The sequence below is a fragment of the Boudabousia liubingyangii genome, from assembly GCF_001907245.1.
GTDB lineage: Bacteria > Actinomycetota > Actinomycetes > Actinomycetales > Actinomycetaceae > Boudabousia > Boudabousia liubingyangii.
In genome coordinates, this window is the sequence record NZ_MQSU01000004.1 from 267025 (window position 1) to 285858 (window position 18834).

The 18834-nt window shown below is 53.7% G+C and carries 15 protein-coding genes and 3 tRNA genes; 9 read left to right on the plus strand and 9 right to left on the minus strand.

The features are described 5' to 3' along the window. Positions 1–25: 25 nt before the first annotated feature. From BSR28_RS07955 to glgX, 5 genes are all read right to left on the minus strand, one after another. Positions 26–730: an MgtC/SapB family protein gene (locus BSR28_RS07955; protein ID WP_073713877.1), complete on the minus strand. Its 705-nt coding sequence runs from the start codon at positions 728–730 to the stop codon at positions 26–28. A gap of 192 nt (positions 731–922) precedes the next feature. Continuing rightward, positions 923–3091 carry a 1,4-alpha-glucan branching protein GlgB gene (gene glgB / locus BSR28_RS07960; protein ID WP_233120639.1) on the minus strand — a complete coding sequence of 723 codons (2169 nt, stop codon included), beginning with the start codon at positions 3089–3091 and terminating at the stop codon, positions 923–925. Positions 3092–3114: 23 nt separating this feature from the next. Then, a complete protein-coding gene (locus BSR28_RS07965) occupies positions 3115–5160 on the minus strand; it encodes an alpha-1,4-glucan--maltose-1-phosphate maltosyltransferase (RefSeq protein ID WP_073713879.1) in 2046 nt (681 codons plus the stop codon). A gap of 277 nt (positions 5161–5437) precedes the next feature. Then, a complete protein-coding gene (gene trpS, locus BSR28_RS07970) occupies positions 5438–6535 on the minus strand; it encodes a tryptophan--tRNA ligase (protein WP_073709461.1) in 1098 nt (365 codons plus the stop codon). Positions 6536–6600: 65 nt separating this feature from the next. Continuing rightward, positions 6601–8910, minus strand: a complete 2310-nt coding sequence (gene glgX, locus BSR28_RS07975; RefSeq protein WP_073709460.1) for a glycogen debranching protein GlgX — start codon at positions 8908–8910, stop codon at positions 6601–6603. 80 nt (positions 8911–8990) lie between these two features. On the opposite strand from glgX, the gene BSR28_RS07980 reads away from it, so the two are divergent. The 8 genes from BSR28_RS07980 to BSR28_RS08015 all read left to right on the plus strand — a co-directional run bounded on the left by BSR28_RS07980 (position 8991) and on the right by BSR28_RS08015 (position 16929). Beyond that, positions 8991–9815 carry an electron transfer flavoprotein subunit beta/FixA family protein gene (locus tag BSR28_RS07980; RefSeq protein ID WP_073709459.1) on the plus strand — a complete coding sequence of 275 codons (825 nt, stop codon included), beginning with the start codon at positions 8991–8993 and terminating at the stop codon, positions 9813–9815. Continuing rightward, the gene (locus BSR28_RS07985) at positions 9812–10807 is read left to right on the plus strand and encodes an electron transfer flavoprotein subunit alpha/FixB family protein (RefSeq protein WP_073709458.1); all 996 of its coding nucleotides are present in this window, start codon (positions 9812–9814) and stop codon (positions 10805–10807) included. Before BSR28_RS07980 ends, BSR28_RS07985 begins: the two co-directional genes overlap by 4 nt. A 4-nt stretch (positions 10808–10811) precedes the next feature. Next, positions 10812–12044, plus strand: a complete 1233-nt coding sequence (locus BSR28_RS07990) for a cysteine desulfurase family protein (protein WP_073713880.1) — start codon at positions 10812–10814, stop codon at positions 12042–12044. Continuing rightward, positions 12041–13156 (plus strand): tRNA 2-thiouridine(34) synthase MnmA, encoded by a 1116-nt coding sequence (gene mnmA, locus BSR28_RS07995; RefSeq protein ID WP_073709456.1) that lies wholly within the window; start codon positions 12041–12043, stop codon positions 13154–13156. The genes BSR28_RS07990 and mnmA overlap by 4 nt, the downstream gene beginning before the upstream one ends. Positions 13157–13340: 184 nt before the next feature. Continuing rightward, positions 13341–14318, plus strand: a complete 978-nt coding sequence (locus BSR28_RS08000; RefSeq protein WP_073713881.1) for a metal ABC transporter substrate-binding protein — start codon at positions 13341–13343, stop codon at positions 14316–14318. A 24-nt stretch (positions 14319–14342) separates the two neighbouring features. After that, on the plus strand, positions 14343–15083 hold the full coding sequence (locus BSR28_RS08005) for a metal ABC transporter ATP-binding protein (RefSeq protein ID WP_073713882.1): 741 nt from the start codon (positions 14343–14345) through the stop codon (positions 15081–15083). Then, complete coding sequence (locus BSR28_RS08010) at positions 15080–16045, plus strand: metal ABC transporter permease (RefSeq protein ID WP_073713883.1); 966 nt, start codon at positions 15080–15082, stop codon at positions 16043–16045. The genes BSR28_RS08005 and BSR28_RS08010 overlap by 4 nt, the downstream gene beginning before the upstream one ends. Further along, positions 16042–16929, plus strand: a complete 888-nt coding sequence (locus BSR28_RS08015; protein ID WP_073713884.1) for a metal ABC transporter permease — start codon at positions 16042–16044, stop codon at positions 16927–16929. The genes BSR28_RS08010 and BSR28_RS08015 overlap by 4 nt, the downstream gene beginning before the upstream one ends. 126 nt (positions 16930–17055) lie before the next feature. Here the strand turns inward: BSR28_RS08015 and BSR28_RS08020 are convergent. Further along, positions 17056–17140: transfer RNA gene (locus tag BSR28_RS08020), tRNA-Leu, on the minus strand. Between the two features lie 137 nt (positions 17141–17277). On the opposite strand from BSR28_RS08020, the gene BSR28_RS08025 reads away from it, so the two are divergent. Continuing rightward, the gene (locus tag BSR28_RS08025; protein ID WP_073713885.1) at positions 17278–17748 is read left to right on the plus strand and encodes a peroxiredoxin; all 471 of its coding nucleotides are present in this window, start codon (positions 17278–17280) and stop codon (positions 17746–17748) included. Between the two features lie 117 nt (positions 17749–17865). Here BSR28_RS08025 and BSR28_RS08030 read toward each other — a convergent pair whose 3' ends face one another. The 3 genes from BSR28_RS08030 to BSR28_RS08040 form a co-directional block, all read right to left on the minus strand. Next, positions 17866–18396 (minus strand): hypothetical protein, encoded by a 531-nt coding sequence (locus tag BSR28_RS08030; protein WP_073709450.1) that lies wholly within the window; start codon positions 18394–18396, stop codon positions 17866–17868. Positions 18397–18506: 110 nt separating this feature from the next. Then, positions 18507–18579 (minus strand) — tRNA-Lys (locus tag BSR28_RS08035). 35 nt (positions 18580–18614) lie between these two features. Next, positions 18615–18687: transfer RNA gene (locus BSR28_RS08040), tRNA-Lys, on the minus strand. Between the last annotated feature and the right edge of the window lie 147 nt (positions 18688–18834).

Consider the following 18834-nt stretch of genomic DNA (forward strand, 5'->3'; position numbering starts at 1 on the left):
CAAGCCCACGGCATTAATCGGGGAGTTAGTCTAAGCGATCCTTGGTCACCGTATCGACGGCCAGAACCCCCTCGACTTGCGCTAGAGCCATATCCAGCTCTTCGGTCGGGGCATGGCCCTCGAACTGCATGATCACGCGCATACCTTTTCCACTTTCGGTACGAATGGGGGAGGACTTATTCACCATTCCTTTAAAACCAAGCTGGGTAGCCGTAAGCATGATGCGTCGCATGACGCCCTGACCGGCCTCATACTCAATCACGGTTCGTTTATTTCTACCTGTCTCAGGGACTAGATTCGAAAGTGGACCGATGGCAAAGACCGTTACGTAATGGAGGAAAAGAGCATAAACTGCTAGGGGAATCATCGAAGCCCCGCACGCCATGCCGATAGCTGCTGAAAGCCAAACAGTTGCGGCGGTAGTTAGCCCCCTGACGGTGTCATTATTTACGAAGATTACGCCCGCGCCTAGGAAACCAATCCCGGAAACAATCTGCGCCGCAATACGTGAAGGGTCCAGATGGACATCGGCTCCCAGAACTGGAGCGAATCCATAGGCAGAGATCAGGGTAAAGATACAAGCACCCATACCAACCAGAACGTGGGTTTTAACGCCGGCATTCTTCTGATGGAAGTGCCTTTCAACACCCAGCAGTGAGCAAATGACGAAAGCTGCTGTCAGAGTTACAAACTGAGTTGGAATTGTGGACCAATCTACCGCTAAATGCATAATCTCCCCTAAATAAAACCCTGTCATAATCAAGGTTCAGATCAGAAAACCACGTTGAACCTAATCTCAACCGCTAAAAAATATGGAGAATATTTTAGCACGCCAGCAGCTGGGGAAATCCACGCAAGGGCATAGAACTGGGGGTTTGTTAGCCGATAGACAAGCTAACAAACCCCCAGTGAAGCAGTCGGACTACCTAGCCGGGCGTAGCCACAATGCGCCTAGTGGAGGCACGCGGAGCGCTGCTGAATAAGGCCGTCCGTTCCAAGGCGTTTCCTCGGCGTCGAAAGCACCAAGATTACCTACGCCCGAACCACCGTATTCCACGCTGTCGGTATTGAGGATTTCTTCCCAGTGTCCACCCTCGGGTAGGCCGATGCGATAGTTTTCATGGGGCATACCAGAGAAGTTCATAATGCAAACTACTAGATCCTGAGGATCGCGACCACGACGCAGATAAGTGATCAAATTTGCGTTGGCATCATTCGCGTCGATCCACTCAAAACCCTCATGTCCATCAACCCAGAAAGCAGGTAGATCACGGTATAGGTGGTTCATGCGCGCTAGGCACTTGCGCAGACCCTCATGCTGCGGGTCCTTCAGTAGATCCCAGTCCACGGACCAGTCAGGATTCCATTCGCCCACGGCACCAAGATCCTGGCCCATAAAGAGCAACTGCTTTCCGGGGTGTGACCACTGGTAGGCATAAAGTAGGCGCATGCCCGCAAGCTTCTGCCACTTGTCACCCGGCAGCTTATTGAAGATAGAGCCCTTTCCGTGTACCACCTCGTCGTGAGAAAGCGGGAGGACGAAGTTCTCAGAGAACGCATAAACCAAGGAGAAGGTGAGCTCACCGTGGTGCCACTTGCGGTTAACTGGATCTTCTTCGACGTAGCGAAGAGTATCGTTCATCCAACCCATATTCCACTTCATGCCGAAGCCTAGGCCGCCACCATCAGTGGGTGCCGTAACTCCCGGCCAAGCGGTAGATTCTTCTGCGATCATGACAATACCGGGGTTGCGACGGTAGGCTGTGGCGTTTGCTTCCTGGAGGAAAGAAATCGCTTCTAGGTTTTCGCGGCCACCGTAGATATTCGGTTCCCACTGTCCGTCTTCACGCGAGTAGTCGAGGTAAAGCATGGAAGCTACCGCGTCAACGCGTAGGCCGTCGATGTGGAACTCTTCGAGCCAGTACAGTGCGTTTGCTACTAGGAAGTTACGAACTTCTGCGCGGCCAAAGTTGAACACTAGGGTTCCCCAGTCCGGGTGCTCGCCACGCTTCGGGTTCGGATCCTCATACAGGCAGGAGCCATCGAAACGAGCCAGCGCCCAAGCATCCTTGGGGAAGTGGGCGGGAACCCAGTCCAAAATGACGCCGATACCGTTTTGGTGCAGGGTATCAATGAGGTACTTGAAATCATCGGGAGTACCGTAGCGCGACGAGGGCGCGTAGTAGCTGGTTACCTGGTAGCCCCAGGAACCTCCGAAGGGGTGTTCGGCTACGGGCATGAACTCAACGTGGGTGTAACCCATTTCCTTAACATATGCGGTTAGCTCTTGGGCTAGGCCACGATATCCCAGGCCCTGCTGCCAGGATCCAACATGGACTTCATAGACCGACATAGGGCGCTCATGAAGATTAGTGTTACGGCGCTGTTCTAGCCAAGCCTCATCGGCCCACTCGTGGTGATTATCGGTGACCACGGAAGCGGTTGCAGGCGGGATTTCAGTGGCACGGGCGAGAGGATCAGCTTTCTGGATCCACTGGCCATCCTGGGTCAGGATTTCGTACTTGTAACGTGCACCGATACCAACTCCGGGAAGGAATAGTTCCCATACGCCGGACGAGCCTAGGGCACGCATGGAACTTGCAGTACCATCCCAGTAGTTGAAGTCGCCAATGACGCGAACGGCCTTGGCTGCCGGTGCCCAAACCGCGAAGGAAACACCCTCAACGTCACCAAGGGGACCGGTGAAAGTCCGGCGATGAGAACCTAGTACCTTCCAAAGTTCTTCGTGACGTCCCTCGTTGATGAGGTAACGATCCATTTCACCCACCGTGGGTAGGAAACGGTAGGGATCGTCAGTGGTGCGAGTGGTATCTCCGTAGGTAACCTCTAGGCGGTAGTCGATTACTTCTGAGCCCGGAATGTGGGCCACCCAGATGCCTTCGTATTCGTGTTCGGCCGGGTAGCGACCCTGCTTGGTTACGACCTCGACGCGCTCAGCTAGTTTCTTGACCGTGCGAATGGTGAGGCCACCAGCGTAAGGGTGTGCACCTAGTACGCTGTGCGGGTCATAGTAGGCGCCGGCAGCGACGGTGGCTAGGGTTTCTTGGGGGACTGGAACTACATTGTCCATGGGAGCGATCCTTCCTGTGGGGCTCATAGAGATTCGACGGCAAAAACGTGGGCGGGACGGTCAACGGGATTGAGGTAGACATAGTTGTCTGTTCCCCATTGGTAGACCTGATCGTCTAGTAGATCTCTGACTTGGTAGCGACCGTAGTGTAGGTCAACGCCAAGTAGTGAAGTATCTACCTTAACGCTGGCTTCCCGAGGATTATGGGGATCAAGGTTCACGATGACAATCACGGCATCAGCTTTACCCGTGGGGGAGTTTTCCTTACGGATGTATTTGATGAAAGCGAAAACTTCATCCGAGGTAGTATCGAGGGTTTGGTAGCCACGTAGCTGCTGAAGGGCAGGGTGCTGTGCTCGGGCCGCATTGAGTTTGGTCAGCAAGCGGGCAATCCCGAATTCTTTGCCGGCTTCCCAATCGCGTGGGCGGTACTCGTACTTCTCATTGTTGTTTTGTTCTTCAAAACCGGGACGTGGTTCTGATTCAACTAGTTCGTAGCCCGAATAGATTCCCCAAGTCGGACTACCAGTGGCTGCCAGGACGGCGCGTAGTGCGAAGGCGCCACGGCCACCATTCGTCATTGTGGGTGTCAGAATGTCGTGGGTAGTCGGCCAGAATGCGGGGCGCATCAGGTGGTCAGTCTGGTGTGACACTTCAGTGAAGTATTCGCCCAGCTCAGCCTTTGAGTTACGCCAAGTGAAATAGGTGTAAGACTGGTGGAAACCAACCATGCCCAAGGTTCGCATCATGGCGGGGCGCGTAAAGGCCTCAGCCAGGAACAGTACTTCTGGGTGCTGCTGTCGCATCTTGGCTAAGAATGGTTGCCAGAAGGACAGTGGCTTGGTGTGGGGGTTATCCACGCGGAAGATTTTTACGCCGTGGTTGATCCATTTAGTGACGACATCCCAGATGGCCTTAAAGATACCTTCGGGGTCTTGGTCGAAGTTCAGGGGATAAATATCCTGATACTTCTTGGGGGGATTTTCGGCGTAGGCAATGGAGCCATCGGGACGCTTTGAGAACCACTCTGGGTGTTCCTTGACCCACGGATGGTCAGGGGAGCACTGCAGCGCTAGGTCAAGGGCCATTTCCATACCGTGTTCAGCAGCGGCAGAAACCAGGTGGTCGAAGTCTTCCCAGGTTCCCAAGTCGGGATGGATCTCATCGTGTCCGCCCTCAGGTGAGCCGATGCCATACGGGGAGCCAGGATCGTTTGGACCGGCTGTCAGGGTATTATTCTTGCCCTTACGGAACGCGGTGCCGATGGGGTGCACGGGGGTTAGGTAGAGGACATCGAAACCCATCTGAGAGATTCGATCTAGGTCCTTTTCGAGGCCACGGAAGTTCCCAGAAGTCCAAGTACCGTCAGCATTCTGGGTGGCTCCGTAGGAACGCGGGAAAACCTCGTACCAAGAACCGTAGAGGGCTCGTTGACGGTCGACGTAGATCGGTAGGGGCTTGGTTCGTGAACAGAGGTCACGCAGTGGGTGAGCTTCGAAGATCCGACGTGAACCGCTTGCCAACCCTGCAGATAGTCGCTCCTGAGGTGAAAGCTTGCGGTCTTGCATGAGCTTGATAGCTTCTTTAAGGACCTTCACGGATTCAGCCGGTAGTGCCGGATCAGATTCGATTCCGGCAGCTGCTAGCGGCGGGAAGGTCTCACGATTCAGGGCCCGGTTGAAGAGTTCCACACCCTGGGCGAATACCAGCTCGGTGTCGATTCCGGCGTGGATCTTAGCAGCCGCATCGTGGCACCAGGTGGCATAGGGGTCAGAATAACTTTCGATTTGGAAAGAGTAAGCTCCTGTGGTGGGGGGAACTAGCCAAGCCTCGTAACGGTCAAGTCCAGGCGCAATATCGATCATTTTCCGACGTTGGACGACCGTGCCGTTGGGATCTAGTAATAGGGCTGCGACTCCTAGTTGATCGTGTCCTTCACGGAAGACCGTGGCTCGCACCGGGAAAGCTTCATCAACAACGGCTTTTGCCGCCCACGTGCCATCTTCTACGCGGGGAAAAACCTCAGTTACGGGAATCCGATTAATCTGGAGTACCGCGGGATTATTCATCGTGTCACCCTTCTTCTCCGAGGGGGCAGGTTGCGGTGTTTGGGTTGAGCTCACCGGTACCTGTTGCGGGCTTGGATTTGCTTCGGCGTTAACTGTTCGCACAGCGGCTTTGCTGGGCGTGGAGTGCTTTTTCTTTCTCACCCTTCTAGGATAACCCGCAGCCTTAGGTTTTGCGTAGCTTTATAGTGTGGTGGTTCACGGTATTGTGCTGGAAAAGAAAAAATCCCGGGTGAATTGTAGAAAGTCTACGATCCACCCGGGATAAAAGTCATGTTGTTCAGTAGATCATCTGCATGGCTTCGCGTACTTCTTGGAGCTTGCGCTCGGCCTGCTCATTGGCCTTTTCATTGCCGGCCTGGAGGACAGTCCGCAGGTAGTCCTGATTCTGTTCTAGTTCAGCTCGGCGAGCACGAATCGGAGCCAGCATGTCGTTGACTGATTCAATTACTAGGGCCTTAAGCGCACCTGCACCCGCATCGCCAATGCGGTCGGCGATTGTGCGGGGATCTTCGCCAGTGGCTTCGGAGGCCATCAAGAGGAGGTTTGCTACGGCAGGACGGCCTTCAGGATCGAAAGTGATCAGACGCTCAGAGTCAGTGACGGCACGCTTAAGCATTTTTGCGGTCTCGTCTGCGGTCATGCGAAGTTCGATGGTGTTGCCCCGGGACTTGGACATCTTCTGGCCATCGGTGCCTAGCAGGTTCTGAACCTGGGAAAGGAGGGCATCGGGGCGACGGAAGACCGGGTGATCGAGACCAGCATGGCCGTATCGCTTTTCAAAGCGCTGTGCGATCAGACGGGTCTGTTCAATGTGGGGAAGCTGGTCCTTACCGGCAGGTACGAGGTTAGCGTCGCAGAAGAGGATATCGGCAGCTTGGTGAACCGGGTAGGTCAGCATGAGCCCGGACATGGCCCGACCATTGGTCGCTTCCAGTTCTGATTTAACCGTGGGATTGCGGTGCAGTTCCGATTCGGTCACGAGGGAAAGGAAGGGCAGCATTAGCTGGTTAAGTGCCGGGATAGCAGAGTGGTTAAAGATGGTGGATTTTTCTGGGTCGATCCCACAGGCTAGGTAGTCGGTGACTAGCGAGTAGACACGTTCTTTTAGGGGGCCAACACCATCGCGGTCGGTGATGACCTGGTAGTCAGCAATAATTACCCAAGTGTCAACGCCGGCGTTCTGTAAGCGAACCCGATTCTTCAGGGTGCCTAGGTAGTGTCCAAGATGGAGGTGGCCGGTAGGACGGTCACCGGTTAGGATCCGGAACTTTTCTGGGTTGGTTTTGATCTGTTCTTCGATCTGGGCTGAACGTTCTTGGGTTCGAGCCAGGGAAGCAGCATCGGTGGCCTGCTCTACGCGGTCTTTTTCGCTCATTAAAATTCCTTACCTATTTCTACCTGGTGGCGATTTTCTCAATAAAGTTATCGTATTTTAGTTTCTCAATCGACCTTGGAGAGGAAAATCTGCATTGAGAAGGGCTCAATTTTACATTCCGAGGATGCCGTAATGGTGTCTGGTAGCTGGTCCGGATAGGTGGACCAGGCTGAATCCCAGAGTTTTTGGTACTCCAAGTCTCCGCTTGAGTTCGGACCCTGGGCATTAATGACCAGATTGGCCTCAGCTGTTGCATGTGTGGGCACTGCCGGCTTATAGATCTGTGGTTCGGCTGTGCCGTTGATGACGACTAGGGCATCTGAAGTTTCAGTACTGCCTGAGCAGCGGTGCATCTGGAGAATACGACCCGTTGGCTGAGACCATTCGTTACTATCCATACCCATAGCCTTGGCATTGAACCAGGCTAGGTCCCGGTGTGTATGTCCCGGAACGGTCGGCTTTCCCGTAGCAAAACGGGTAGGACGAAGTACTGGGTGCTGACGTCGCAAGTGAATTAGCTGACGGGTCATGGAGTGCAGTTCTTCTTGCCAGGTATCCCAGTCCCAGTCGACCCACGAGATCGCCGAGTCCTGGCAGTAAGCATTGTTATTGCCCTGCTGGGTACGACCAAACTCATCGCCGGCACAGATCATGGGAATACCAGCCGAAATCATTAGCGTGGCGAATAGATTCTTAATGCTCTTGGTGCGGAAATCTGAAATCTCTTGCTTTTCTGAGGGAGAGAGCTCCTCAGCTTGCCTGAGCGCTTCGAAGGTTCCTTCAAAACCGTGATTCCACGAACGGTTATCGTCAGAGCCATCGCGGTTTTGCTCTTTATTAGCTTCGTTATGCTTGTGGTTGAAACTTACCAAGTCCGCCATGGTGAAACCATCGTGGGCGGTCACGTAATTAACTGAAGCTAGGGGAGAGCGAACCACTCCCTGCGGGTCACGGTAATAAGTATCAGCACTGCCCGCTAGACGGGTAGCCAAAGCCGACTGTCCGGTAGCAGCCTCGCCCGCATTTACGGCGCCCACAGTGGCAACCCAGAAATTGCGAACATCGGAACGGAAACGGTCATTCCAGCTCCCAAAAGGAACCGGGAAATCTCCCGTATGCCAGCCATCGTAACCCACATCCCAAGGCTCCATAATAAGCTTCTTAGTACGCAGGATCGGGTCTGAACTAGCGGCAACCAAGAAAGGATGCTCGCGCAGGAAGTTACCACGGTTCCTAGCTAGGGTTACCCCCAGATCGAAACGGAAACCGTCAACGCCCATCTCATTGGCCCAGAAGCGCAGGGAGTCAAGGGTCATTGCCACTACCGGTGACGCCCCAAAATCGAGGGAATTGCCGGTACCGGTAACGTCCCAGAGGCGACCGGGGTTGGAGAAGTCCTGCAGATAGTAGGTGAGGTTATCCAGCCCGCGCCAAGAAAGCGACGGACCAAACTCGCCACCCTCGCAGGTGTGGTTATAGACGACATCCAAAACCACTTCGATACCGGCTTCGTGCAGAAGTGAAACCATACCGCGGAACTCGTCAATCACCGCCTGCGGCCCGGCGGCCTGCGAAGCGGCCGTGGCATAGGAAGGCTCAGGATAGAAATATGAAAGAGTGGAATAGCCCCAGTAGTTACTCAAACCGCGCTGAGCTAGGAACGGTTCCGAACTCTTAGCATGAATGGGCAGTAGCTCAAGGGTGGTAATGCCAAGATCCTTAAGATAAGAAATCGCAGCCTCAGAAGCTAGACCCGCATAGGTACCACGCAGATCGTCACGAACTCCGGGCAGATTCAAAGTGAAACCCTTGACGTGGGCTTCGTAAACGACGGTTTCTTCCCAGGCGTACTTTGGGCCCGGCGCTAAGGGGAAACGAGCTTCAGTAATTACACATCGGGGAACCCGGGCCGAGGAATCTACCGGAGAGATCACCGGCGGGAAAGCGGTCGGATGTAGCTCATCATCCACCAGATGCGGGTAGAGATCAGCGTGTGCCTCAACCGTGCCGGTCAAACCCATGGCATAGGGGTCAATTAGTAGCTTCGCTGGGTTGAAGAGGTGACCGGCGGTAGGATCCCAAGGACCGTACGCGCGGTAGTTATATTGGGTCCCAACCCCAACACCCGGGACAAACACGGACCAGAGCCCATTATCCGGACCAAAGAGTTGGATGCGCTTTTCGGTGCCGTCTTGCCAGAGGCAGAGGTCAATCGCGGACGCATTAGCGGAAGAGACAACAAAGTAGGTGCCTTCGGCGGTAACTGTGGTCCCCAAAGGTGTCCCGAAGGGTGCCGGTGCAGTACCTAGGGGAGCGTCGGACTTCCACTGGGGGAAGGATGCCGAGTTAGTAGAATCATTCTGGGGATCGAACATAACTCTGAATTATCCCACAATTGCCACATTTAGGCTCTTCACTAACCAAAAAATCACTAATCTGTGGCATGGTATTTGTCATGAAGATTGCAGTATGTGTAAAACACGTGCCGGACGTCCTCTCTGAGCGACGTCTCGAAGACGGACGACTAGTCCGCGGCGAAGATGACGTGCTTAACGAACTAGACGAAAACGCTATCGAAGCGGCCGTACAGATTATTGAAGAACAGGGCAGTGGCGAGGTTGTAGCCTTCACCATGGGCCCTGAAGACGCTGCCGAGGCCCTTCAGCGTGCCCTACAAATGGGGGCAGACCGGGCAGTCCACATCAGTGACGAGCGCCTGAGCGGCGCTGACGTGTTTGTCACCGCCCAAGTACTTGCTACCGCGATTCTGGCACAGGAAGAAGCCGGCCCATTCGACCTAGTCATCACCGGCATGGCCTCCCTAGATGGGATGACCTCCATGCTGCCCGCCGCCTTGTCCTACTACCTAGGACGCCCCTACGTGGGCCTGGCCCGCGAAATGGAAGTCCAGAGCGACTCAGTTATCTGCGAACGTGAAGCAGACGGCTACCGAGGGCGCTACCGCCTACCCCTACCAGCAGTGGTCTCTGTGACCGACCAGCTGAACGACCCGCGTTACCCGAACTTTAAGGCGATGGCGGCGGCCCGAAAGAAACCGCTAGAGGAAATGGACCTTGAAGAGCTAGCCGAAGCCGCTGAAGACGCTCAGATTCACGGCACTGCCGTTAGCGAGGTCCTAGCTCAGCTAGAAAACCGCAAGGAATCCCCGCAGGTACAAAACGCCATTAGCGCCGATGAACGCCAACAGGGCGAAGTGGTCCGCGCTATCGAAGGCGGCGCCAAGAAACTAGCTGAATTTATTAAGGAGGCCAGTAAATGAGCTGCGATAAATTTGATCGCCCCGTACTGGTGGTGGTTGACCACCTAGGCGATGAAGAAAACGGATACACCCTCACCGCGGCCTCGGAACACCTACTAAAGGTTGCCGGTACCCTAACCAATAACGAAGTGATCGCCCTGGTCCTAAACGCCAGCCCGCAGATGGAAAAGCTCAGCGCCTGCGGTGTCTCTAGGGTAGTGGTGCCGGAACTCGCTGGTCGTTCACCGCGCGTGTCTTCAGTAGTTGCTGACGCTGTGATCGCCGCTGAGCGTGCGCTAGCGCAGAACCCGCTAGGTGCAATTCTTTGCCTGTCTAACTACCGAGGCCGCGAAGTTGCCGCTTTCCTAGGCGCTCACTTCCGTTCCGGTGCCGCTACTGACGTCACCGACGTCTCCGTGGTTGATGGTGCTATTAGTGCCCACAAATCGGTTTTGGGTGGCCAGTGGAAGACTGCTTTCACTATTCCCTCGGGCCTGCCGATCGTGGCCATGCGTCCCGGTGCTGGTGAAGCTGCGGAACCCACTCCGGTGGCGACCCCCGGAATTATCCCGGTAAACGTAAACTTCTCTGCGCCCTCGGACGCGGTAGAGGTGATGGAACTTGAGGAACTTAAGGAACACGGCCCGGCTCTAACTGAAGCTGGCACTGTGGTTTGTGTCGGTTACGGCACCGATGGCGAGATTGAGGATGCGCAAGCGCTAGCTGATCGTCTTAATGGGGCGATTGGTGCCACCCGCGCGGTCTGTGATGAAGGCTGGGTTGAGCGCTCACGCCAGATCGGCCAGACCGGCGTATCCGTCGCACCGAATCTCTACATTGGGGTTGGCGTTTCCGGGGCTATTCACCACACCTGTGGAATTTCTGGGGCTCAGAAGATCGTGGTTATTAACGAGGATGAGGAAGCTCCCTTGGTTAAACTCGCAGATTTGGCTGTGATTGGTGATTGCCATGAGGTCCTAGCTGAGGTCCTTACTGAACTGGAGCAGTCTTAACCCTATGCCTGTTAGTAGCCAGGAAAGTGGAGCCTACTTGGATAATGCCGCCTCACGGCCGGTAGATCCAAGGGTTTTGACGCACCTATTAGAGGTCTCTGAAGCACTTTCCCGCCAGGGAGGTAATCCTTCGGCACTACATTTCGGCGGACGCTTCGCTCGGGAACAGTTAGAGGCTGCCCGCCACCAGGTAGGCGAGCTCCTAGGGGCACAGGCGCCGGAGGTTATCTTTACCTCGGGGGCCACTGAGTCTGATTCTTTAGCTGTCGGTGGTGCGCTAGCACGTTTCGCCGAGTTGGCTGCGGATGATTCGGAAGCTTCAAAGCCGCTGATGATTACCTCTGAGCTAGAACACCCGGCGGTTCGGAAATGGGCTGACCGGGCCCAAGAACTAGGCTTTGAGGTGCTTTGGGTTCCCGTTACTTATGACGGCCAGGTCTCAGTGTCAGACCTAGCGCAAATGCTCTCTGAGCTAGCTGCTGAACCACAGCGTCTAGTGTTGGCTTCTTTCCTGCTGGTCGATAACGACACCGGCGTAATCCAGCCAGTGGCAGAGCTAGCTGCTTTAGTTCGACAGGCCTTCCCAACTGCGTTAATTCACTGTGATGCCGCGCAGGCCGTGGGGCAAATACCGGTTTCCTTCTCAGAGCTGGGGGTTGATGCTCTCAGCCTGTCTGGACATAAGTTTGGGGCCCCGGCGGGAATCGGGGCGCTGGTCGTGCGGCGTGAGTATCCGCTTCGATCCGACCGGATTGGTGGCGGACAAGAGCGTGATCTGCGCTCGGGTACCCAGGCGGTGGCCATGGCGCAGGCACTGGCAAAGGCCTTAGAACTGGCGGTCGCGGAAATGGGGGAGCGACAAGAATACCTAGAGTCTCTAAAGGCGGAAACGATTGCCGGCTTGGATTCCCGTGTGCACGTTTCTTCGCAGGCCGCGACCTCGCCCCATATTCTGCATCTACTAACTCCGGTGACCAATCCGGAAGTTTCCCTGTTGGTGATGGACCAAAATCGGGTGGCCGTGAGTGCCGGCTCGGCATGTTCTGCCGGAGTCGCACGTCCAGTGGCTTCACTTTTGGCCATGGGTTGCGATGAGGACCAAGCCATGGGGGGACTAAGGGTTTCCTTTGGGCCCCAAAATACTAGCGCTGATGTGCAGGCATTCTTACAGGCGCTGCCTAAAGCCCTAGATGCGGCACTGGCTTTTTCAGCCCGTAAAGAGAGGAAAACGAAATGAAGGTTCTAGCGGCACTGTCAGGTGGCGTTGATTCTGCGGTGGCGGCTGCTCGGGCCGTTGCTGCGGGGCATGATGTGACTGCAGTTCATATGGCGCTTTCCTCTAACCAGGCGACCTCCAGATGCGGTTCGCGGGGCTGTTGTACTTTGGAAGATTCGGCAGACGCTGCCCGTGCTGCCGCACACCTGGGAATTCCCTTTTATGTGTGGGATTTGGCCGATTCTTTCCATGACACGGTGATGGATGATTTCCTAGCCGAATACAGTGCTGGACGAACCCCCAATCCCTGTGTACGCTGCAATGAGTTCGTTAAATTCCGTGAACTTTTGGAACGAGGGACGGCACTGGGATTTGATGCTGTCTGCACTGGTCACTACGCCAAGCTTATTGAGGGACCCAAGGGGCCAGAGCTGCACCGGGCCGATGATGACTTAAAAGATCAGAGTTACGTTTTGGCCGTGATGGGGCAAGAAGCCTTGAGTCGTGTGCTCTTCCCCCTTGGCGATGCTCCCTCGAAGGCCGCGGTTCGTCAGGAAGCAGCTGACCGAGGTTTGACGGTTTCCAATAAGCCCGATAGTTACGATATTTGCTTTATTCCGGATGGGGATACCTATGGCTTCCTCCAGTCTCATTTAGGTCGTCAGCCTGGTCCCATTGTTAGCCCCGAAGGTGAAGTCTTGGGGGAGCATAATGGCTACTTTGGTTTTACGGTTGGCCAGCGTAAGGGTCTAAATATTGGTCGCCCCGCGGCTGACGGAAGGCCGCGTTATGTTCTGGAGACGCGACCAGAAACCAATGAGGTTGTAGTGGGCCCGGTTGAACTACTTACGGTGAATCGGATTAAGGTAGAAAAACCGGTTTGGCTCACTGATCCGGAGGATGCGATCTTCTCTGCCGAGGGAGACGAGGTTCTGATTCAAGTGCGCGCACATGGTAAGCCGATTGCCGCGATTGTTAAGGGCCTTGAAGACTCCATGCAAGTGGAGATTACCGGCTGTGAACATGGAGACAGGGTTGGTATGCGTGGCATTGCTGCCGGCCAATCGCTAGTGGTTTACCGGGATTCACGGGTTATTGCCCAAGGGACGATCGCTAACGCGGCGCGGGTCTAGTTTAAAGGCTTGGATTTAGGTCTTTAGCCTCTTTACATGAACTGACACTTTTTATTTTCTAAGAAACATTTATTTCTTTTTAAGGCACACTTCTTTAACTCTTGTCAGATACTCTTAGGCTATGCTAACCTTCACGAGTTAGGCCTCCCTAACAAAATGATTCGGACCTTACGTGGAGATTGTTATGAAACCCAAAAAACCGTTGACTTTAGCGGCTCTAATCGCCGCCACAGGAATGATTCTTAGTGCCTGTGCAGTCACCCCAAACTCAGAAACTGGCAGCTCTAATGCCAGCACCGCTACCGGAAAAGCTACTAACAAGACCTTGAAGATTGTGGCCACCACCGGGTACTTGGGAGACGCGATTAAAAATATTGCACCCGAGGCAGAAGTCCAAGTTCTAGTTCAACCTGGCGGTGACCCGCATACTCAAGAACTAACTACCAAAGACACCGAGGCAATCGCCAATGCCGACCTGGTCGTCTGGACTAGTCACGACATGGAACACAAGATGATGGCTCAGTTCGACAAAATGGGGGACAAGCAGCTGCCGGCCGCAGAAAGCCCTGATATCGAACCCCTCCTCCTGCCGTGGGAAGAAGATGGCAAAGTTGAAGGCCATGATCCGCACGTCTGGAACTCCCCAGATATCTGGATGAAAGTGGTTACCAACATTTCCAACAAACTAGGCAAAGTGGACCCGGACAATCTAAGCAAGTACCAGGAAAACGCTAAGGCCTACAACCAGAAGATTGAAGCGGCCCGAGGCGCAGCACAGAAGGAATTCGACAAGATTCCCGTTGAAAAACGCGTTCTTATCACGGGCCACGATGCCTTCAACTACCTAGGTAAGACCTTTAATATTGAAATTCACGCGACTGACTTCGTTTCTTCAGAATCGGAAATGTCAGCCAAACAGCTAGACGACCTAGCCAACCTGATCGCGACCAAGCAGGTCCCGGTGATCTTCCAAGATAACTTGAAGAACCCGAAGGCTATCGAAAACCTGCAAAAGGCCGTTAAATCTAAGGGCTGGGAAGTAAAGGTCTCTGACCAAGAGCTATACGCAGACACTCTGGGCACGGAAGCTCCGCTTGATACCTACCTGGGAGCTTTCGAGCATAACGCCCAGACCATCTCAAAGGCTCTAAGTTCCAAGTAAAAAACCAGAATCAGTAGGATGCCCATGAGTAGCAGTGCAATCGAGATTAACGACCTAACGGTGGCCTATCACGATAACGTGGTCTTGCAAGGAGTAAATCTCTCCCTCCCCGAGGGAGAGGTGACCGCCCTACTGGGTGCCAACGGTGCAGGTAAGTCCACCTTGTTAAAGGCTTCGCTTAACTTGGAACCACCACTCAGGGGACAGGTATCGTTCTTCGGTCAACCGTTTGACGCAGTTCGTGCAAGAGTTGGCTATATGCCCCAGGCGGCACAGGTGGACTGGGATTTCCCGACTACGGTCTTCGATACTGTACTCATGGGCACCTACGGGAACCTAGGCTGGTTTAGACGGCCAAAGAAACCACAGTATGAAGCTGCACAAGCAGCCCTAGCGAAAGTTGGGATCGAAGATCTAGCCCAGCGGCAAATCTCGCAGCTTTCAGGTGGGCAAAAACAACGTACCTTTATGGCACGAATTCTGGCTCAAAACCCAGATCTCTTTCTGATGGATGAACCCTTTGCCGGCGTGGACGCAGCTTCTGAAAAAGCCCTAACTGAGGTGCTCATAGACCTAAAAAACCAGGGGAAAACAATCGTGATCGTACATCATGATCTTTCTACCGTGAAGAACTTCTGCACTTGGGCCGTGCTGTTAGGAAATAAGCAGGTTATCTCCAGCGGTCCAGTCGATCAGGTTTTCACTGCAGATGCTTTGCATCGGGCCTACGGCATCGCTCCGGAACTGCTAACGACAAAATCATGAATACTTTATGGATAATTGCCGCTAATTTCGGAGGAACTTCTGATCGGGTTTCGATTTGGGAGATGTTCACCAGCTACATCTATCGGACCGTAACCCTAGGCACTACGATAATTGGCGCTTGTGCTGGAGCCGTTGGAGTCTTGCTGTATCTTCGTAAACAATCACTCATTACTGATGTTATCGGACATTCCGCCATTGCTGGGGTGATGGGAGCTTTCGCAGTTGCCACACTTTGGCTGGATCTAGATGGCCGCTCAATGATGGTGCTAACTACGGGCGCACTCATCTCTTCGGGATTGGCAGTGTTCCTAAGTGAGTGGATTAGTCGTGCCTCAAAGCTGGGGCAGGATGCTGCCATGGCCATCTGTCTAGCACTCTTCTATGGTCTGGGGATTACCGGACTTCATCTGATTACCCATTCACGCCTACCTAACCGCGGTGGTATCAAGGATTATCTGTTCGGTAATGCCACCTCACTGTCCCAAGAAGACGTCCTGATAATGGCTGTTTTATCGCTGGTGGTGGCACTGGTGATCGCCCTGCTGTGGAAGGAATTGAAGGTTTATATCTTTGACCCGTTATTGGCTACTACGCAGGGTTTTCGCGGTCAGGTGTTAACGCCAGTGCTACTCTTTTGCGCCACGGTTTCAATTGTCATGGGCGTAAAAGCGGTTGGATTGATCTTGATGATTGCTTTTGCGATTATGCCGGCCGCAGCCGCTAGGCAGTGGACTCGGAACCTATCTTCGATGCTGGTTTTATCGGCATTAATTGGGGGAGCGAGCGCTTTCTTAGGTAGTTATCTAGCAATTAATGCCGGCCGGGTTCCAACTGGGCCAGTGATTGTTATGATCCTGTTCGGGGTTTTTGTTCTCTCATTGATCTTCCCCGCGGAGCGCTCGGTGGTTAGAAGGCGCCTGAGTCGCCAAAGGATCCGTAAGACCTTAGGAGCTGGCGTATGAGTCTGGCAACTGGGGTTTTGATGCTTGCCATTATGGCGTCCATGACTTGTGCGCTACCAGGAACCTTCCTAGTTCTTAAGCGGCAATCAATGCTGGTTGATGGGATGTCCCATGCAGTGTTGCCGGGCATTGTGGTGGGCGTGATTTTAAGCGGTAGTACGCATTCTTTCCTGATGGCGGTAGCGGCGGCCTTGATGGGCATGCTGGTGGTCCTAGGGGCTAACTGGCTTAAAAGTACCGGTTTAATTGCCGGGGATGCTAACCAGGGGTTGATCTTCCCTTTCCTTTTTGCGCTTGGGGTGTTGCTACTTTCAACTACTTTGAAGAATGTCCACGTCTGCGAAGATACTGTCTTGACGGGGGATATGAATCTAAATGCCTTACCGACTGAGCATCTGATCTATGGCAACCTAACCTTCGGCCCAGAAGCCTTTTGGCATCTGGTGATGGTGTGGGTGGTTAATGCAGTATTTATTGCCTTGACCTATCAGGTCCTGAAACTTGGGATTTTTGATCCGGCTTTAGCTCGGACCCTAGGGTTTCCCGTGAAGCTAGTGGATTGGCTGTTGATGTTCCTAGTTTCGTTAACGGTCGTGGTCGCTTTTGATACTGCGGGTGCGATTTTGGTGGTGGCTTTGGTGATTGTGCCGCCGGCGACCGCTTATTTGTGGGCGCGAACGTTACCTCAGATGTTGATTGGGGGGCAGGTGGTAGCGGTTATTTCGGCCGTTTTGGGTTTTGAGATTGCCTACTTCTTGGATTTACCAACTTCAGCAATGATGGCGGTCATGGACGGGGTCTTCTTCTTAGGGGCTCTGGGTTTGAAGGAACTAGTGCAGTATTTCCGCCGAGGACGCGCCCTGCGTTCTTTGACGGCCGTCTAGAAGACCGGGATAAGTTGGTTTTGGTGGCTGGCTATTTTTAGGCAGCCACTTTTAGTTAGTTGAGACTGGAAAAGTAGAATATAAAACTTTTGGGGGCCAACCTAACTGGTTGGCCCCCAAAAGAGCTGGTGCGCGAGGGGGGACTTGAACCCCCACGTCCGAAGACACTGGAACCTAAATCCAGCGCGTCTGCCAATTCCGCCACTCGCGCGCGACCAGATAATATTACCCATTATTCGCTCTGTGTGCCACTCGAAATGCAGGTTTTGGGGACGTAATTTAAGTCATACTAATTTTCTGTCTTGCGGAACGTAGAATGAAAGCAAGATTCAAGGAAAGGAATACCAAATGAGTATCGTGGTTGGAGACCAGGCTCCTGCTTTTGAACTATCGGGCCCGAAGGGAAATGTTTCTTTAAGTGAGCTGCTAAAAAGTAGTAAGAAGGGGGTAGTGGTGTATTTCTATCCCCGTGCTAATACGCCTGGATGTACCACTGAAGCTTGCGATTTTCGTGATAACTTAGCGCGCCTTGAGTCTTATGGATATCAAGTGGTGGGGATTAGCCCTGATCCGCTCTCTAAGCTGGAGAAGTTTGCAGCTGACCATGAGCTACCCTTCCTGCTGCTCTCTGATGAGGATCATGAGGTTATGAGTGCCTATGGCGCTTGGGGGCCAAAGCAGAACTACGGCAAGACCGTAATTGGAACTATTCGCTCGACCTTTGTGATTGATCCGAAGGGTAAGGTTGTGCTTGCGAAATCCAATGTGCGGGCAAAGGGGCACGTGGAACGCCTAATCAAGGAGCTGGAACTGGACTGAGCTTCGGGACAGAGTGAAACGAACATAAAACAGGGGACCTAAGTCAAACTTAGGTCCCCTGTAAATCTATTTAGCTCTGACTGATGTAAGCGTTCAGTTGGTAGCCAACTAGTAGGATTAGTTTCCCTGTCGTGCTCGAACCGAACGTAGGTAGGCAGCTTGATACTTGCGTGCAGCCATGGTGGCCAAGGTTAGATCCTTGCCCGCGATAAGCCAGTCGGCGGGAGTGGAATCGTCTAGGAAGGCGTTGGGGCGGACGAACCAAGCTGCGGCACCGGCCTGAGGTACCTTATCTAGGGCTTCCAAGCATTCGGCAATGCCATTTACCGGAACGCGGTCCTCTCGTAGCTGCCAGGTGGGGTAGTGCCACGTGCGACGAGGGTCCTGTACGGCCACTACACGCCCCAGGGAAGTGGCCTTGTGAATGGCCTGGCGGGAAATGCCCCACCAGGCGGCCAACTCGGAAGTTGAACAGGTGGGTCCAACCAGTTGTTGCAGCGAATCTGCGCTGCGAAGGGTAGAAACTGTTAACCTAGCTGCTTCTTTAACGGCGGCGGGGTTGATTTCTCTGGGAGGGTAGCTGGCAATGCGGTCAGCGATAGCATCTAATAGTTCGCGTTCTGTCGGGGTAAGACGACGGCGTGCCATTCGGCCTCCTGCTCTAAAAATATTCTATGAAATTGAAATTTCCCTTCTTTTGAAGGGAAAAGAATGATGGTAAGGTCAACTTGGTTAACCCTAAAAATGGAAATAAAAAGTGCGCCGTGAGGGAATCGAACCCCCAACCCGCTGATTAAGAGTCAGCTGCTCTGCCAATTGAGCTAACGGCGCAAGGTTACTGAACGGTTTGAAAAACCTTTTCAGAGTGCGCCGTGAGGGAATCGAACCCCCAACCCGCTGATTAAGAGTCAGCTGCTCTGCCAATTGAGCTAACGGCGCTGGTTTGTTGCATTCATTTTTGCAACACGAAAACTTTACACGTTAGTTCGCAGTTACACAAATCGACGCGCACGCGTGTCAAAAAGAACACAGTTAGTGGGGGAAAGAACCTAAAACCTGCAGCGGCCCGGCGGGATCGGGATAATA

Excerpts from the sequence above, each read along its gene's own strand:
- mnmA (WP_073709456.1), top strand. The coding sequence starts at position 12,041 with ATGAAGGTTCTAGCGGCACTGTCAGGTGGCGTTGATTCTGCGGTGGCG.
- BSR28_RS08005 (WP_073713882.1), top strand. The coding sequence starts at position 14,343 with ATGAGTAGCAGTGCAATCGAGATTAACGACCTAACGGTGGCCTATCAC.
- BSR28_RS07980 (WP_073709459.1), top strand. The coding sequence starts at position 8,991 with ATGAAGATTGCAGTATGTGTAAAACACGTGCCGGACGTCCTCTCTGAG.
- BSR28_RS08025 (WP_073713885.1), top strand. The coding sequence starts at position 17,278 with ATGAGTATCGTGGTTGGAGACCAGGCTCCTGCTTTTGAACTATCGGGC.
- trpS (WP_073709461.1), bottom strand. The coding sequence starts at position 6,535 with ATGAGCGAAAAAGACCGCGTAGAGCAGGCCACCGATGCTGCTTCCCTG.
- BSR28_RS08015 (WP_073713884.1), top strand. The coding sequence starts at position 16,042 with ATGAGTCTGGCAACTGGGGTTTTGATGCTTGCCATTATGGCGTCCATG.
- BSR28_RS07985 (WP_073709458.1), top strand. The coding sequence starts at position 9,812 with ATGAGCTGCGATAAATTTGATCGCCCCGTACTGGTGGTGGTTGACCAC.
- BSR28_RS07965 (WP_073713879.1), bottom strand. The coding sequence starts at position 5,160 with ATGAATAATCCCGCGGTACTCCAGATTAATCGGATTCCCGTAACTGAG.
- BSR28_RS07955 (WP_073713877.1), bottom strand. The coding sequence starts at position 730 with ATGCATTTAGCGGTAGATTGGTCCACAATTCCAACTCAGTTTGTAACT.
- BSR28_RS08030 (WP_073709450.1), bottom strand. The coding sequence starts at position 18,396 with ATGGCACGCCGTCGTCTTACCCCGACAGAACGCGAACTATTAGATGCT.
- glgX (WP_073709460.1), bottom strand. The coding sequence starts at position 8,910 with ATGTTCGATCCCCAGAATGATTCTACTAACTCGGCATCCTTCCCCCAG.
- BSR28_RS07990 (WP_073713880.1), top strand. The coding sequence starts at position 10,812 with ATGCCTGTTAGTAGCCAGGAAAGTGGAGCCTACTTGGATAATGCCGCC.
- glgB (WP_233120639.1), bottom strand. The coding sequence starts at position 3,091 with ATGGACAATGTAGTTCCAGTCCCCCAAGAAACCCTAGCCACCGTCGCT.
- BSR28_RS08010 (WP_073713883.1), top strand. The coding sequence starts at position 15,080 with ATGAATACTTTATGGATAATTGCCGCTAATTTCGGAGGAACTTCTGAT.
- BSR28_RS08000 (WP_073713881.1), top strand. The coding sequence starts at position 13,341 with ATGAAACCCAAAAAACCGTTGACTTTAGCGGCTCTAATCGCCGCCACA.